Source organism: Phytobacter palmae, assembly GCF_039409775.1.
GTDB classification, from domain to species: Bacteria; Pseudomonadota; Gammaproteobacteria; order Enterobacterales; family Enterobacteriaceae; genus Phytobacter; species Phytobacter palmae.
Window position 1 is genome coordinate 120,620 of sequence record NZ_JBCIVJ010000001.1, and the last position, 14,756, is coordinate 135,375.

General features: G+C 56.4%; 13 protein-coding genes. 5 read left to right on the top strand and 8 right to left on the bottom strand.

The features are described from left to right. Positions 1-65 precede the first annotated feature (65 nt). Together AAIG39_RS00635 and AAIG39_RS00640 are read left to right on the top strand one after the other, a co-directional pair. Positions 66-719, top strand: a complete 654-nt coding sequence (locus AAIG39_RS00635; protein ID WP_343192959.1) for a DsbA family protein — start codon at positions 66-68, stop codon at positions 717-719. Positions 720-727: 8 nt separating this feature from the next. Then, positions 728-1,579 (top strand): Vmh family MBL fold metallo-hydrolase, encoded by an 852-nt coding sequence (locus tag AAIG39_RS00640; protein WP_343192960.1) that lies wholly within the window; start codon positions 728-730, stop codon positions 1,577-1,579. Positions 1,580-1,687: 108 nt separating this feature from the next. On the opposite strand, the gene mtnA is transcribed toward AAIG39_RS00640, so the two are convergent. Continuing rightward, positions 1,688-2,707 (bottom strand): S-methyl-5-thioribose-1-phosphate isomerase, encoded by a 1,020-nt coding sequence (gene mtnA, locus AAIG39_RS00645; RefSeq protein WP_343192961.1) that lies wholly within the window; start codon positions 2,705-2,707, stop codon positions 1,688-1,690. A gap of 106 nt (positions 2,708-2,813) precedes the next feature. Between mtnA and mtnK the strand changes: the two genes are divergently transcribed. Beyond that, positions 2,814-4,013, top strand: a complete 1,200-nt coding sequence (mtnK, locus tag AAIG39_RS00650; protein ID WP_343192962.1) for an S-methyl-5-thioribose kinase — start codon at positions 2,814-2,816, stop codon at positions 4,011-4,013. 68 nt (positions 4,014-4,081) lie between these two features. Here the strand turns inward: mtnK and AAIG39_RS00655 are convergent, their stop codons facing one another. The 4 genes from AAIG39_RS00655 to AAIG39_RS00670 form a co-directional block, all read right to left on the bottom strand. After that, the gene (locus AAIG39_RS00655) at positions 4,082-5,326 is read right to left on the bottom strand and encodes an LVIVD repeat-containing protein (protein ID WP_249568715.1); all 1,245 of its coding nucleotides are present in this window, start codon (positions 5,324-5,326) and stop codon (positions 4,082-4,084) included. A 91-nt stretch (positions 5,327-5,417) separates the two neighbouring features. Further along, complete coding sequence (locus AAIG39_RS00660) at positions 5,418-6,482, bottom strand: sugar ABC transporter substrate-binding protein (protein ID WP_103280002.1); 1,065 nt, start codon at positions 6,480-6,482, stop codon at positions 5,418-5,420. An 18-nt stretch (positions 6,483-6,500) separates the two neighbouring features. Further along, positions 6,501-7,496, bottom strand: a complete 996-nt coding sequence (locus tag AAIG39_RS00665; protein ID WP_249568716.1) for an ABC transporter permease — start codon at positions 7,494-7,496, stop codon at positions 6,501-6,503. Next, positions 7,493-8,995: a sugar ABC transporter ATP-binding protein gene (locus AAIG39_RS00670; protein ID WP_343192963.1), complete on the bottom strand. Its 1,503-nt coding sequence runs from the start codon at positions 8,993-8,995 to the stop codon at positions 7,493-7,495. The genes AAIG39_RS00665 and AAIG39_RS00670 overlap by 4 nt, the downstream gene beginning before the upstream one ends. Before the next feature lie 160 nt (positions 8,996-9,155). On the opposite strand from AAIG39_RS00670, the gene AAIG39_RS00675 reads away from it, so the two are divergent. Then, complete coding sequence (locus AAIG39_RS00675; protein WP_343192964.1) at positions 9,156-10,244, top strand: oxidoreductase; 1,089 nt, start codon at positions 9,156-9,158, stop codon at positions 10,242-10,244. A gap of 1 nt (position 10,245) precedes the next feature. On the opposite strand, the gene AAIG39_RS00680 is transcribed toward AAIG39_RS00675, so the two are convergent. Continuing rightward, positions 10,246-10,833, bottom strand: coding sequence for a TetR/AcrR family transcriptional regulator (locus AAIG39_RS00680; protein WP_090082955.1), 588 nt, complete (start codon positions 10,831-10,833; stop codon positions 10,246-10,248). Between the two features lie 113 nt (positions 10,834-10,946). Here AAIG39_RS00680 and AAIG39_RS00685 point away from each other — a divergent pair, with 113 nt between their 5' ends. After that, positions 10,947-11,690 carry an SDR family NAD(P)-dependent oxidoreductase gene (locus AAIG39_RS00685; protein ID WP_090082077.1) on the top strand — a complete coding sequence of 248 codons (744 nt, stop codon included), beginning with the start codon at positions 10,947-10,949 and terminating at the stop codon, positions 11,688-11,690. Positions 11,691-11,813: 123 nt separating this feature from the next. Here the strand turns inward: AAIG39_RS00685 and AAIG39_RS00690 are convergent, their stop codons facing one another. Both AAIG39_RS00690 and cstA read right to left on the bottom strand, forming a co-directional pair. Next, a complete protein-coding gene (locus tag AAIG39_RS00690) occupies positions 11,814-12,011 on the bottom strand; it encodes a YbdD/YjiX family protein (RefSeq protein WP_041852181.1) in 198 nt (65 codons plus the stop codon). Between the two features lie 103 nt (positions 12,012-12,114). After that, complete coding sequence (cstA, locus tag AAIG39_RS00695) at positions 12,115-14,220, bottom strand: pyruvate/proton symporter CstA (RefSeq protein WP_343192965.1); 2,106 nt, start codon at positions 14,218-14,220, stop codon at positions 12,115-12,117. Between the last annotated feature and the right edge of the window lie 536 nt (positions 14,221-14,756).

Here is a 14,756-nt window from a genome sequence, read left to right on the forward strand (position 1 = left end):
TTTCAGGAATAGTAGCAGAAGCTGTAATCCGTAAAATGGGCATCATTGACTCTCTGGAGGACTGCATGATGGGATTTCAACCCGGCCTTTACTGGATAATCGATCCACTTTGCGGCTGGAGCTATGGCGCACTGCCCTTACTCAACCGCGTGGCACAGGACTTCGCGCAACAGCATATTTTACCCGGTGGATTATTCATCGGCTCCCGGCGCAGAAAACTCGACGCCGACTGGCTCTCGCATGTTCATGAACATGATGCGCGTATCGCCGCCTTAACCGGCATGACCTTCGGCAGCGATTACCGCACACAGTTACTGACCAACAGCGAGATTGTGCTGGACTCCCTCCCTGCCAGCCGTGGACTTTTGGCTGCACAACGCTTTGCGGCTCCCGGCAGCGATCTTCTGTTTCTGCATGCGGTCCAGCGTGCCTGGTATGAACAGGGGCAGGACATTACCCGCGCCGATGTGGTCAACGATGTGCTCAGCAAATCCGTCGAGCCAGCCATTTTGCTGGGACAAATTCAGGACAATGAGGCGCTGGATGCCATTCAACATGGGCGAATGTTGATGGCACAAACAGGCGGTCAGGGCTTCCCCACCGCCGTATTCATCGATAAAGACGGGCAGTACACACTCTTGCCTGTCTCACGCTATTACGGGCAACCAGAGGCCTTTTTCACGCTGGTTAGTCCCCTTCTCTCTTCACTTAACGGTTAAGGAACACCATGAACGCAAAAACCGCCACTCTGTTACTGTCGCTGGTTGCCGTACCCGCGTTTGCCGCACCGCTGCAACTGGATGTCTACAACCCGCAGGAGAAAGGTATTTTCCCGGTCTCTTCAACGCTGGTTTCAGGGCCGAAAGAAGCGGTGCTCTTTGATGCGCAGTTCAGCGTAAAAGATGGCGAGGAGCTGGTGAAGCTCATCAAAGCACGTGGCAAAACGTTAAAAGAGATTGTGATCACCTCTGGCGACCCGGATTTTTATTTTGGTCTCGAACCGCTGGTAAAAGCCTTCCCGCAAGCAAAAGTGGTGGCCACCAAAGCGGTAGTTGACCATATCAACGCCACGAAAGAGGCGAAGCTGGCCTTCTGGGGGCCACAGATGAAAGAGGGCGCGCCGACGAAACTTATCGTGCCACAGATAACCACCGCCACGCGTTTTACCGTGGACGGGGAACCGCTGGAGTTAAAACACGCGGGCGATTATGCCGCCTATGTCTGGATCCCGGCGAACAAGGCCATATTAGGCGGCACCGGCATTGCATCAGGGATTCATGTCTGGACAGCAGATACACAGACCCCGGCAATTCGCCAGGGCTGGATAAACGTATTAAGCGAAATGCAGGCGCTGAAACCGCAGCAGGTCATTCCGGGTCACTATCTGGGGAAACGCCCGGCAGGCGATGGGGCGATTACCTTCACCCGCAACTACCTGAAAACATTTGAGCAAGCGCTTGCCAGCCAAAAGGGTTCCGCAGCGGTGATCGGAGCGATGAAAGCAGCGTATCCAGGGCTTGCGGATGAAGGTTCACTTGAGCTGAGCGCAAAGGTAAATACCGGCGAGATGAAATGGTAACGACGCCAGGGGAAAAGTGAAATTAGACGGTAGCCCGGATACGGCGTTTGCGCCGCCATCCGGGCTTTCATTTCGGGTCCCTTACCTCTTCGGAGCGAGGCCTACCGCTTAGCGGGCAAAAAAACCAGCTGTTACCTGTTCAGGTGTAACCACGCCGCTATCAAGTACCCAGCCGCTGATAAGCGATGCAGGGGTCACGTCAAAGGCCGGGTTATAGACCTGTGCGTTCTCCGGCGCCCACTGCACGGCTCCGAAGCTTCCGGCAACGCCCGTCACCTCCGCAGCGGCACGCTGCTCAATAGGAATCGCCTCCCCGTTCGGGCAGCTCGGGTCGAGCGTGGTTTGCGGCGCCGCAACATAAAACGGAATGCCGTGGAATTTCGCCAGTACCGCCAGGGAGTAAGTACCGATTTTGTTCGCCACATCGCCATTCGCCGCAATGCGATCCGCACCCACCCAGATAGCATCCACCTGCCCTTTGGCCATCAGGCTGGCGGCCATGGAATCGGTAATCAATTGATAAGGCACGCCCAGTTCGCCCAGTTCCCAGGCCGTCAGGCGTCCACCCTGCAACAACGGACGCGTCTCATCCACCCAGACATTCGTCACCTTGCCCTGCTGATGGGCCAGCGCAATCACCCCCAGCGCGGTGCCGACACCGGCTGTCGCCAGCCCGCCAGTGTTGCAATGCGTCAGCAAGCGGCTGGCCGGTTTGACCAATGTGTTGCCTGCCTGCGCGATACTGTCGCACAGCGCTTTGTCTTCTTCGATCAGGCGCTGCGCCTCTGCCACCAGCGCCGGTACGAAATCCTCTTGTGCCAGCGTCAGTTTCATTCGGTCAAGGTTATTCATCAGGTTGACCGCCGTCGGGCGTGAGGCGCGCAGCGTCTCCAGCGACTGAGCCAGCGTCTTGCGGTCTGCGCCGTTTTCCGCCAGCAATGCCAGCAGCAGACTGGCGGAAAGACCGATCAGCGGCGCGCCTCGCACGCGTAACGCATGAATATGCTCCACCAGCAAAGGCACCGAATCCGCTGACAGCCAGCGCTTTTCCTGTGGCAGCGCCTGCTGATCAAGAATAAAGAGTTGATTATCAACAACCCGCAGGCTGGTGGTCTGTAAGGTCTGCATAGCGTTAAATCCCTGTTGCGTTGTTGTAGCATATTGTGTCAGGATGAAATCCAGATGTATAGACGTCTGAATGGCTTTATTAGCATAAGAACATGAGGAACTGGCAATGTCGCAATACCGTACCTTCAACGCCCAGGATGCTGTGGCGTATGCACAACAATTTGGTGGTCTGGAGACGCCGTCCGAACTGGTTGAAGCGCAGGAGGTCGGCGACGGTAACCTGAACCTGGTGTTTAAAGTTTTTGATACCCAGGGCATCAGCCGCATTATCGTCAAACAGGCGCTGCCCTATGTACGTTGCGTCGGGGAGTCCTGGCCACTGACCCTCGATCGCGCACGTCTGGAAGCACAAACCCTGGTGGAGCACTATAAATACGCTCCGCAGCACACAGTTAATATTCTGCATTACGACCCGGACCTGGCGGTGATGGTCATGGAAGATCTCTCTGACCACCGTATCTGGCGCAGCGAACTGATTAAAAACCGTTACTACCCGCAGGCAGCACGCCAGTTGGGTGAATATCTGGCGCAGACGCTGTTCCATACCAGCGATTTTTACCTGCACCCGCACGTGAAAAAAGCCCAGGTTGCGCAGTTTATTAACCCGGAAATGTGCGAAATCACCGAAGACCTCTTCTTTAACGATCCCTATCAGGTTCATGAACGTAACAATTACCCGGCTGCGCTGGAATCCGACGTTGATGCCCTGCGTCAGGACAGCCAGTTAAAGCTTGCAGTCGCCTCTCTTAAGCACAGCTTCTTCTCTCATGCCGAAGCGCTGCTGCACGGCGATATTCACAGCGGGTCGATTTTCGTCGCCGAAGGCAGCCTGAAAGCCATTGACGCCGAGTTCGGCTACTTTGGCCCGATGGGCTTTGACATCGGTACTGCCATGGGTAACCTGCTGCTTAACTACTGCGGCCTGCCAGGCCATCTTGGCATTCGCGACGCTGCAGCGGCGCGTGAGCAGCGTCTGATTGATATTCAGGAGCTATGGTCAACGTTTGCCGGACGTTTCCAGACGCTGGCCCGTGAAAAGACCCGCGATGCCGCCCTGAGCGTACCGGGCTATGCCTCTGAGTTTCTCAAGAAAGTGTGGACAGATGCGGTCGGTTTCTGCGGCACTGAGCTGATTCGTCGTAGCGTGGGCCTGTCGCATGTTGCGGATATCGACACCATCGCCGATGAAGAGATGCGCCACGAATGCCTGCGCCATGCCATTGCGCTCGGCAAGGTGCTGATTGTGATCGCTTCGCGCATAGATAGCGTCGATGAGCTGATTGCCCGGGTGCGTCAGTATAGTTAGTTGAGTGTTGTATCCCGGATAACGGCGCAAACGCCTTATCCGGGCCATGTTTTTCACCCTCTTCCTGCTTAACCCAGATACTCAATCACCGACAATCCGCCGTTGTAATCCGTGCTGTAAATTATCCCCTGCGCATCCACAAACACGTCACAGGACTGAATCACCTGCGGGCGGCCCGGACGCGTATCCATCATTTTCGCCGGTGCGGCAGGCACCAGCGCCCCGGTCTCCACCGGACGATACGGATTAGAAATGTCATACGCGCGGACACCGGCGTTCTGATAAGTGGCAAAAATCAGCGTCGAGCTGATAAAACTCCCCGGACGGTTTTCGTGCAGGTTATGCGGCCCGAAGTGCGCCCCTTTCGCCACGTAGTCAATCTCATCCGGCTGCGGGAATGTGGAGATACTGACCGGGTTTGACGGCTCGCGAATGTCGAAGAGCCAAATCAGCTTTTCACCATCTTCCTGGTTATCCAGCACCGCCTCATCCAGCACCACCAGCAGATCCCGATCCGGCAACGGCAGCGCGGTGTGGGTGCCGCCGCCAAACGGCGGACTCCAGTTGCGGTGACTAATGAGCTTCGGTTGGGTACGATCTTTCACATCCAGCAGTGTCAAACCACCATCGCGCCAGCTACCGTAGGCGGTATCACCCGCAATAATCGCATGATGCAGCGCATAGCGTTTCCCCGCTTCCCAGTCCGGCGTTTCCCCTGCCGCCTGGTTCATCCCCGGCAGCCACCAGCGTCCTGCGACTTCCGGTTTACGCGGATCGGCCAGATCGATAGTCAGGAAAATGTAATCGCTAAAACCGTCAATCAGCGCGGAGACATAAGCCCAGCGGCCACCTACGTACCAGATACGGTGAATACCGATACCGCTCAGTGACAGAAAACTCATTTCGCGCGGTTTGTCCGGCGTGGAGATATCAAAAATGCGCAGCCCCGCGCTCCAGCCTTTATCCTGTACGTCACTCACCGTCTCACCCACTGAGCGGGTGTAATAGACTTTTTCATCGGCAAAGCGGGCATCGGCAAAAAGGTCGCGGGCGTTGATTACCAGCAGGAGATCGTCATGTGCCTGCAAATGCACGTTCCAGGTACCGGGAGGTGCCGCAACATAGCCTGCAGGTTTCGGATTTTTGGGGTCGCGCACGTCAACGATAGAGAAGCCCTGAGAGACCATGTGGCCGATATAGGCAAAGCCACGGTGCACCATCAGCTGTACGCCGTCAGGGCGACCGCCCTGGTCACTATGGCCAATCAGCCGCATATTACGGCTGTATTCCGGGCGTGGAAGTTCAGTTGCCATTGTTGTTCCTTGTAAACGGGGCACGGCCTGATGCCCTCCCCTGACTATCTCCCGGATCAGGCGTTTACGCCGTCATCCGGGGCAATGTCCGTTACTTGTTTTTGGCTTCCAGCGTCGCAAACCAGGGGGCGATAAAATCTTCGGTCTGGCCCCAGCCCGGAATGATTTTCGCCAGGGACGCCACGTTCACCGCACCCGGTTGGGCCGCCAGCAGCGCCTGCGGAATGGCGGCCGCTTTAAAGTCATAGGTCGCAGGTGTCTGTTCACCGGCAATCTTATTGGCAACCAGGCGCACGTTAGTGGCGCCAATCAGTTTAGGATCCACCGCCACACTCACTTTCCACGGGCTGTTGGATTCGCGCATCAGTTGCAAATCCTGGTTAGACACGTCAATGCTGTAGAGTTTGATCTCAGTACGCCCGTTCTCTTTCAGCGCTTTATATGCCCCCTGGCTAAAGGCATCCCAGGTGCCCCAGATTGCGTCAATCTGCCCTTTCGGGTATTTCGCCAGCACCGCGCCCACTTTGTTGGCGGTATCGCCCTGCACGTCGGAGGAGACCGCGCCGATGGATTCCAGCTCTTTAATGCCCGGATACTCTTTGAGCAGCTCAGCATAGGCTGCCTGACGGCGTTCCATTGGCGGGAAACCGGCCACCCACAGTTTAATGATGTTGGCCTTCCCGTTGAAATCTTTAGCCAGCGCGCCGAAGGAGAGTTTGGTCAGGGAGGCGTCATCCTGTTGAGTGACGGTTACGCCCGGGATTTCACCGTTAACAGCGGTATCAAAGACCGACACTTTGATCCCGGCATCAACCGCTTTTTTAATCAGCGCGGTGGAGTACGGATCACGGCCCTGAGAGAGGATAATGCCATCATATTTTTGGGTAATAGCCTGGTTCACAAAGTCCTGGAATTTAGCGTCATCGCCATTACTCAGGAAAGTACTAATTTTAAAACCGAGTTTTTTGCCTTCCTGCAACGCGCCGGAAACAAACTGAGTGGTGTTGTCATCGGAACCGAGGTTACGAATCAGCGCAATGCGAATCGGCCCGCTGTGGTTAGCAATAGCGTCCGGAACCGGTGCAGGCGTAGCCGCATAACCCGGCAGCGCGCTCAGTAATCCCAGCGTCAGTAAAGAGAGTGCTATCTTTTTCATCTGTTATCCCCTGAATAATTAACGACGCTGGAAGTAAGTCAACGCAAGGGCACCAGCCAGCACCAGCCCCTTAATAATGTCCATGGCGTAATACGGAACGGAGAGCATCACCAGTCCGTTGGAAAGCACGCCGAGAATCACTGCCCCCACCAGCGTGCCGAGCGCATTCGGCTTGCCGGAGCCTGCCAGCGAGAAACCAATCCATGCCGCCGCGACCGCATCCATCAGGTAGCCGCCGCCAGCGTTCACCTGCGAAGAGCCGATGCGCGAAGCCAGCAAAATGCCGCCTAACCCCGCCAGCAGGGAGGCAATGACATAGGCCGCCACTTTGTAGCGAGTGGTGCGAATACCGGATAAGCGCGCCGCTTCCGGGTTACCGCCAATGGCATACATGCGGCGACCATGGGTGGTCAGCGACAGACCAAGCTGTGCCACGACAGTGACCACCAGCATAATAATGACGATAGTTGGCACCTGGCCCAGCAGGCTGAAGGCGGCAGGAATGGTCCCTTCGGCCATATCACCGTTCGGCAGCACCATGTTTTCGGTGATCGAGCCGCCGTAGCTGTAGGTCATCGCCACCCCCTGAATCACAAACAGGCTGCCGAGGGTCGCCAGCATGTCCGGAATACGCAGCACCACAATCAGGAAGGCGTTAAACAGGCCCACCAGCGTACACAGCGCCAGCGTTACCAGAATCGCTTCGGTGGTGCCGAAGCCATGCCAGACAAACAGAGAGATCACCAGCGCGTTCGCCAGTGAAGCGGTTGAACCGACGGAGAGATCAAAACCGCCGATGGTCAGCGAAATGGATACCCCAACCCCAATTACCGTGACGATGGCAATGGAACGTAAAATGTTGATGATGTTGAACGGGTCGAGGAAGTTATCCGATGCCAGACCAAAGATGACCACCAGCGCGACAACCGTCAGCAGCATGCCCCATTTATAAAGAAAATCGAAAAACTGCTGACGGGATGACACCGCAGCCTTAACTGAAAGGGCTTTGCTCACGCTGCCGTTCCTCCGGTGGAAAAATAAAGTAAAGTCTCTTCGCGGGCCTCCTCGCCCTTCACTTCTGCGACAATGCGCCCGTCCCAGAGCACACAAATGCGGTCGCACAGGCCCACCAGTTCGGAAAACTCCCCGGAGGCATAAATCACGCCTTTTCCTTCCCGCGCCAGCCCGTCAATCAGCTGGAACAGGTCGGTTTTGGCTTTTACGTCGACCCCTTTGGTCGGCTCGTCAAAAATAACGACGTTGGCATTGCCGCGCAGCCATTTACCAATCGCCACTTTTTGCTGGTTTCCGCCGGAAAGGCGACGCAAGGTTTGCCCCGGCCCGGTAGCGCGCACGCCGACGCGGGCAATCACCTCCTGCGCCCAACGCCAGGCCTTGCGATGGCCGAACAGACTCCAGCGGGAGAAAGAATTATCCGCGCTGACCGAAAGATTCATGGCAATAGGCTCTTCAATGAAGATACCCTCTTTGCGCCGCTCTTCCGGCACCAGCGCCAGACCGCGAATCACGGAATCCGCCGGGTCACGTGGTCGCCACGGCTGGCTGTTAAGTTCGCCGCGTGTCACTTTACTTTTGCTCGCGCCAAAGAGTGCCTTGCACAGTTCGGTCTTTCCTGCTCCGGCAAGACCCGCGATGCCCAAAATTTCCCCTTTGCGCAGGCGCAGAGAGATATCTTTTAGCAGTCGCTCGTCATGCAGGCCATCGATGCTCAACAGGACCTCATCGCTATGCGGTGGCCGGCGCGGCGGATAGATATCGCTCAGTTCATGACCGAGCATCTTCTCGACGATTTGCTCACCGCTGAGTTCCGCCATCGGGCCAGACTCAATCAGCTTGCCGTCACGCAACACGGTCAGGGTGTCACAAATCGCTTTCAGCTCATGAATGCGGTGAGAGATAAACACCACGCCGATACCCTGTTGTTGCAGGCGTCGTACCACGGTAAACAGGCGCTCGCTCTCGTGTTGATCGAGGGGCGCGGTGGGTTCATCGAGAATCAAAAAGCGGCAGTGATGAGACAACGCGCGTGCCAGCAGAATTTGCTGCTTCTCCGCCAGCGTGCAGGTATCGATAGAGCGACGCACATCCAGCGACACGTCCAGTTGCGCCAGGGCCTCCTGCGCGAGCTTGCGCATTTCTCCCCAGCGCCAGGCATGCCCCGCCTCCGCCAGTCTGTCGAGCATGATGTTTTCCGCAATCGACAAGCCGGGGATCAGCGCCACATCCACTTCCTGTTGTACCAGATGAATGCCTAGCTGTTTGGCGTCACGCGGGCTACGGATGACAACCGGCTGACGATTAATAACAATCTCGCCTTCGTAATGATCGTGAGTGCCGCACAAGACCGCCATCAGGGTCGATTTTCCTGCGCCGTTCGCACCCGTGAGCGCATGCACGGAACCGCCGCGCAGAGTGAAATCGACGTGCGACAATGCGCTGAACCCGCCAAACGCGAGGCTGATAGTGCGCATTTCGAGGTGGTTAGTGCTCATCCGACGCGAGTTCCTGATAAATAAGTTTATTTGACGAATTTTTCACAGGCCGCCTTGACTGGCAACGACAGAAAAGGCATAAGATAAAGCAAAATAATATTAGCCATCCGGATGTCCAGACATAACATCGGGTTAGCGATAGTACATAAGGACACAACAAATGAGCAATACGAATATTCGCGTCGTCACTGGCCCGGCTAACTACTTCTCTCACGCAGGAAGCCTTGCGCATCTCCATGATTTTTATACGGCTGAGCAGCTTTCCCGTGCGGTGTGGATTTACGGTGAGCGCGCTATTGAAGGGGCTCGTCCGTTCCTGCCGGAGGGCTTTAACGCACCTGGCGCGAAGCATCTGTTGTTCAAAGGTCATTGCAGCGAACATGACGTGGCGGAACTGGCGCAGTTATCCGGTGATGATCGTGCGGTAGTGATTGGCGTGGGCGGCGGTGCTCTGCTCGATACGGCCAAAGCGGTGGCGCGTCGTCTTGCTTTACCTGTCGTTGCCATCCCGACCATTGCGGCCACCTGCGCGGCCTGGACACCGCTCTCCGTCTGGTACAACGACGCCGGTCAGGCGCTGCATTTTGAAATTTTTGACGACGCCAATTTCCTGGTGCTGGTCGAACCGCAGATCATTCTTAATGCCCCTGCGCAATATCTGCTGGCGGGGATCGGCGATACGCTCGCGAAATGGTATGAAGCAGTCGTGCTGGCGCCCGCACCGGAAAACCTGCCGCTGACGGTACGTCTGGGGATTAACAACGCGCTGGCGATTCGCGATGTGCTGCTGGCCAGTAGCGAAGAGGCGCTGGCAGATCAGGCGCGTGGCGAAGTAACGCAGGTATTTCGTGACGTGGTGGATGCGATTATCGCCGGTGGCGGCATGGTGGGGGGGCTCGGCGAGCGCTATACCCGTGTAGCCGCAGCCCATGCGGTGCATAACGGTCTGACGGTGTTGCCACAAACAGAGAAATTCCTGCACGGTACTAAAGTGGCCTACGGCATTCTGGTGCAAAGTGCCCTGCTCGGCCAGGATGAGGTACTGGCGCAGTTAGTGAACGCCTATAAGCGTTTCAACCTGCCCACCACGCTGGCCGCTCTTGATGTGGACATCAACAACCATGCAGAGCTGGACCGTGTGATTGCCCATACCCTGCGTCCGGTGGAGTCCATTCACTATCTGCCAGGCGAGTTGAGCCCGGCCAGGCTGCGCGCCGCATTCGAAAAAGTCGAGCATTTCACCCGCTAATTCAGGCAGGCCATAAGGCCATGGCTGAGCGGGCAATACTCAGCAAGTTTTCACGGCTCGCGCCATCGCGGGCCTGAATAGACATCCCCTGCTGAATACTGACATAAAGGCGTGTCAGTGCTTCGACGTCTACCGAACCGGGCAAGTCCCCCTGTTTTTGCGCCTGTTCCAGCCGCGTTTTTAACAGAGAAAGACCCGCGGCACGCATGCGGCGCACCACTTCCCCCAGCCTGTCATTACCTTCACTGCCCACCGCCGACAGCGTGACCATACAGCCGTGCGGCATATCGGTTTTTGTAAGCATGTCAGCAGAACGCTCCAGCCACAGCCACACCGCCTGACGTGGCGACGGTTCGGTAGTCATATGCCCCCAGATAACGGGTGCAACGGACTGCTCGTAATGGAGCAATACCTCTTCGTATAACTCTTCTTTGCTACCAAATGCCGCATACAGACTGGGGGATTTAATGCCCATCGCCTCGTATAGATCATTCATGGACGTAGCGGTATAGCCCTTCTGCCAGAAGATTTTCATCGCCTGGTTCAGGGCTTCGGTACGGTCAAACTCGCGTGGTCTTCCCCGGCTCATGGTGGCCTCCAACATTTTGTGCTGATCGACATATTAATACCATTGACGGGCACAGGGAAGTGCGTTTACTTTAATTATGTATCAATCGACACATAATTAACTCAGGAGTCACCATGTCATCTTCACTTGCTGGTAAACGCGCGCTGGTTACGGGCGCAAGTCGCGGTTTAGGTAAAGCCATCGCCCTGTCATTAGCCCGCGCCGGGGCAGACGTGGCGATAACCTTTGAAAAGTCTGTCGAAAAAGCGCAGGCCGTAGCCGATGAAATCCGCGCCCTGGGCCACAACGGTGTGGCCATTCAGGCCGACAGCGCGAGTCCACAGGCGATTCGCCAGGCGGTAACCCACGCGGTCGAGAAACTGGGCGGGCTGGATATTCTGGTCAATAACGCGGGAATCGCCCGGGGCGGGCCGCTGGAAGAGATGTCTGATGAGGATATCGATGCGCTAATCAACGTGAATATTCGCGGTGTGGTTATCGCGACCCAGGCGGCGATTGCCCATCTGCCGGAGGGCGGGCGCATTATCAACATCGGCAGTTGCCTCGCCAGCCATGTCCCACTGCAAGGAATTGCGGTCTATGCAATGACCAAATCCGCGCTCAACTCATTAACGCGCGGTCTGGCGCGGGATCTTGGCCCACGAGGGATTACCGTCAATCTGGTGCATCCGGGCCCCACCGACAGTGACATGAACCCGGCAGATGGTGAAGGTGCAGAAACCCAGCGTCAGCTGATTGCCCTTGGGCATTACGGTAAGGCAGAAGATATCGCCGATGCGGTAACCTTCCTGGCAAGCCCGGCAGCAAAACATATCACCGGGACCGGAATTGATGTAGATGGTGGCCTCAACGCCTGAGGCTGGCAGGTATGCCTCTGCCGTCCGGCAGAGGTAACGCGATAGCAAACGTGCCTTTTGAAGAACGAACCGCCGTTTATGACGCCGGGCAGGACTAAATGAACGCTGTCTGCCCAAAGAGGGCTAACAGCACTTCGCCCCGCCTTTGCCGCCGTAACGTGCCTCTTGCCGTTCGCGGAAAAACTCTTCATAAGTCATCGGCGTCTGATCGGGATGGGTGATGCGCATATGCTCAACGTAGTTGTCATAGTCCGGCACGCCAATCATCATTTTGGCGGCCTGGCCTAAGTATTTGCCTGCTTTTGAAAGGGTGTCGAACATAGTTCTTCTCTCATTGCGCCTTACTCCAGTCCTCTCCCCGAGGGGAGAGGAAGGAGAAGTGCATCTGGCCGGGCAAGCATCAGCGCCTCCCGGCAACGGTTAATTAATGTGCGCTTTTCGCCTGAGTGACAATCTCATCAAGGTTTGATGGCATTGGCTCATAAGGACGCTCTTGTGACGTTGGCTTGTCGATTTTCAGTGACGCCATCGCCGTTTTCACCGAGTAAAACGCCAGCACCACAACCACCACCATAAAGAAAATGGTCAGCCCGGCATCCAGACGGTTGTTAAATACCAACTGGGAAAGCTGTGACTGGGTGTACTGTGCCGAAATCTTACCACTGTCGATCATCGCCTGGAACTTATTGGCAATCGCCAGGAAACCGACTTTGTTATCCGGGCTGAACGCTTTCTGCCAGCCTGCGGTCAGGGTACAAATCAGCAGCCAGGCCGTGGGCAACAGAGCCACCCAGGCGTAACGCTGACGTTTCATCTTGAACAGTACGACCGCGCAGAGCATCAGCGCCATTCCCGCCAGCATCTGGTTAGCAATACCGAACAGCGGCCACAGTGTGTTAATCCCGCCTAACGGATCGACCACGCCCTGATGGAGGAAGTAGCCCCAGGCGAGGACGCAGAGCGCTGTCGCAATCAGGTTTGCCGGTAAGGAGTCGGTCCGTTTCAGATTCGGTGAAATCACCCCCAGCAAGTCCTGAAGCATAAAGCGTGCGGCACGCGTACCGGCATCCACCGCCGTCAGAATGAACAACGCTTCAAACAGAATCGCGAAGTGATACCAGAACGACACATCCATCATGCCGCCCAGCGCGCCGTGCAGGATATACGCCATCCCCACCGCCAGCGTTGGCGCACCGCCCGCACGGGAGATAATCGACTGCTCGCCTACTTCTGTGGCGATCTGTTTTAACGTATCCGGGGTAATGCTAAAGCCCCAGCCGCTGACCACCTGTGCCGCTGATGCCACCACATCGGTCGTCCCGGCAGGTGCCAGCACCGCCATCGGACTATTCATCGCAAAGTAGACGCCCGGGTCGATGATACAGGCCGACACCAGCGCCATGATGGCGACGAACGACTCCATCAGCATACCGCCATAACCGATAAAGCAGGCCTGGCCTTCGTTCGCCAGCATTTTCGGCGTGGTGCCAGAGGAGATTAGCGCATGGAAACCCGACACCGCGCCGCAGGCAATGGTAATAAACAGGAACGGAAACAGGTTCCCCGTCCAGACCGGCCCGGTGCCATCGACGAATTTCGTCAGCGCGGGCATGGTCAGTGTCGGGCGCATAATCAGAATACCAATCGCCAGTCCAATGATGGTGCCGATTTTCAGGAAGGTGGAAAGGTAGTCACGCGGCGCCAGCAACAGCCAGACCGGCAGTACGGCGGCCACAAAACCATAACCCACCAGCATCCAGGTTAACTGCACACCGGTGAAATCAAAGAACGGAGCCCAGGTCGGGCTTTCCGCCACCCATCCACCGGAGATAATCGCAAAAATCAGGAAAAACAGACCAATCACGGAGACTTCACCAATGCGTCCTGGACGCAGGTAGCGGATGTAGATCCCCATGAAAATCGCCAGCGGAATAGTAAAGGCAACGGTATAAGTTCCCCACGGACTGTGGGTCAGGGCTTTTACGACGATCATCGCCAGCACCGCCAGGATGATCACCATGATCATAAACGTCGCCACCAGCGCGATAACCCCAGCCGTTGGCCCCATCTCCTCTTTGACCAGTTCGCCCAGAGAACGCCCGTCACGGCGAGTGGAGACGAACAGCACCATAAAGTCCTGTACCGCCCCGGCGAGCACCACCCCGGCGAGGATCCAGATCATGCCCGGCAGATAGCCCATCTGCGCCGCCAGCACTGGCCCCACCAGCGGCCCTGCCCCGGCTATGGCCGCAAAATGGTGACCGAACAGCACTTTTTTATCCGTTGGCACGTAATCCAGCCCGTCGTTGTATTTCACAGCAGGCGTTATACGGCCGGGATCGACGGCCAGTACGTTTTTGGCGATGTATAAACCATAAAAACGATAGGCAATCAGATAGATACAAACTGCGGCAACGACTATCCACAAGGCGTTGATCTGCTCACCGCGATTAAGCGCGATGTAGCCAAGAGCAAACGCCCCGACAACGGAGAGTAATGCCCAAATAAGGTATTTCCCTGAGTTATTCATAGCGATTATCCGTGTGCGTAAAAGGAGATGTTACATTTTGTTTCTAGAACAAATCGCCAGTTTTAACAACATTGAAACATTGGAATTTCGTTATCGCGCCGGGCATTTATTTCAGTGTGCTACGCGGATCACTTATGCGAGGTATATGAGTGAGAATGGGGAGGAAGAATGAGAGGGGGAAGCGGGTTTGGATTTTGGGGAAGGGTGCGGCCTGTTCCCCTCACCCTTTCCCTCTCCCCCAGGCTGAGGAATCCCCAGGAATATGACATTTTACAGCGATAACGCAGCGCAATAAGAATAATACCGTCACCGCGATCACAGGGTCCGGCTGAAAATCGATGAGACGTTGACGGCTGACCGGGGCCGCCCGCAGGAAAGCGGGCGGAGGGGATAGCCTGCAAGGATGTAGGCTGGTCCCCGACCCGAAAGTCAGACGATATAAGTCGAATGCACCGCGCCAGCGGCGATTTTCCTGGCCGGGAGCCCGGGTCGCCAGGGCGGTGGCGGTGAACCGCCCTGGCACGTTCACAGGTTCT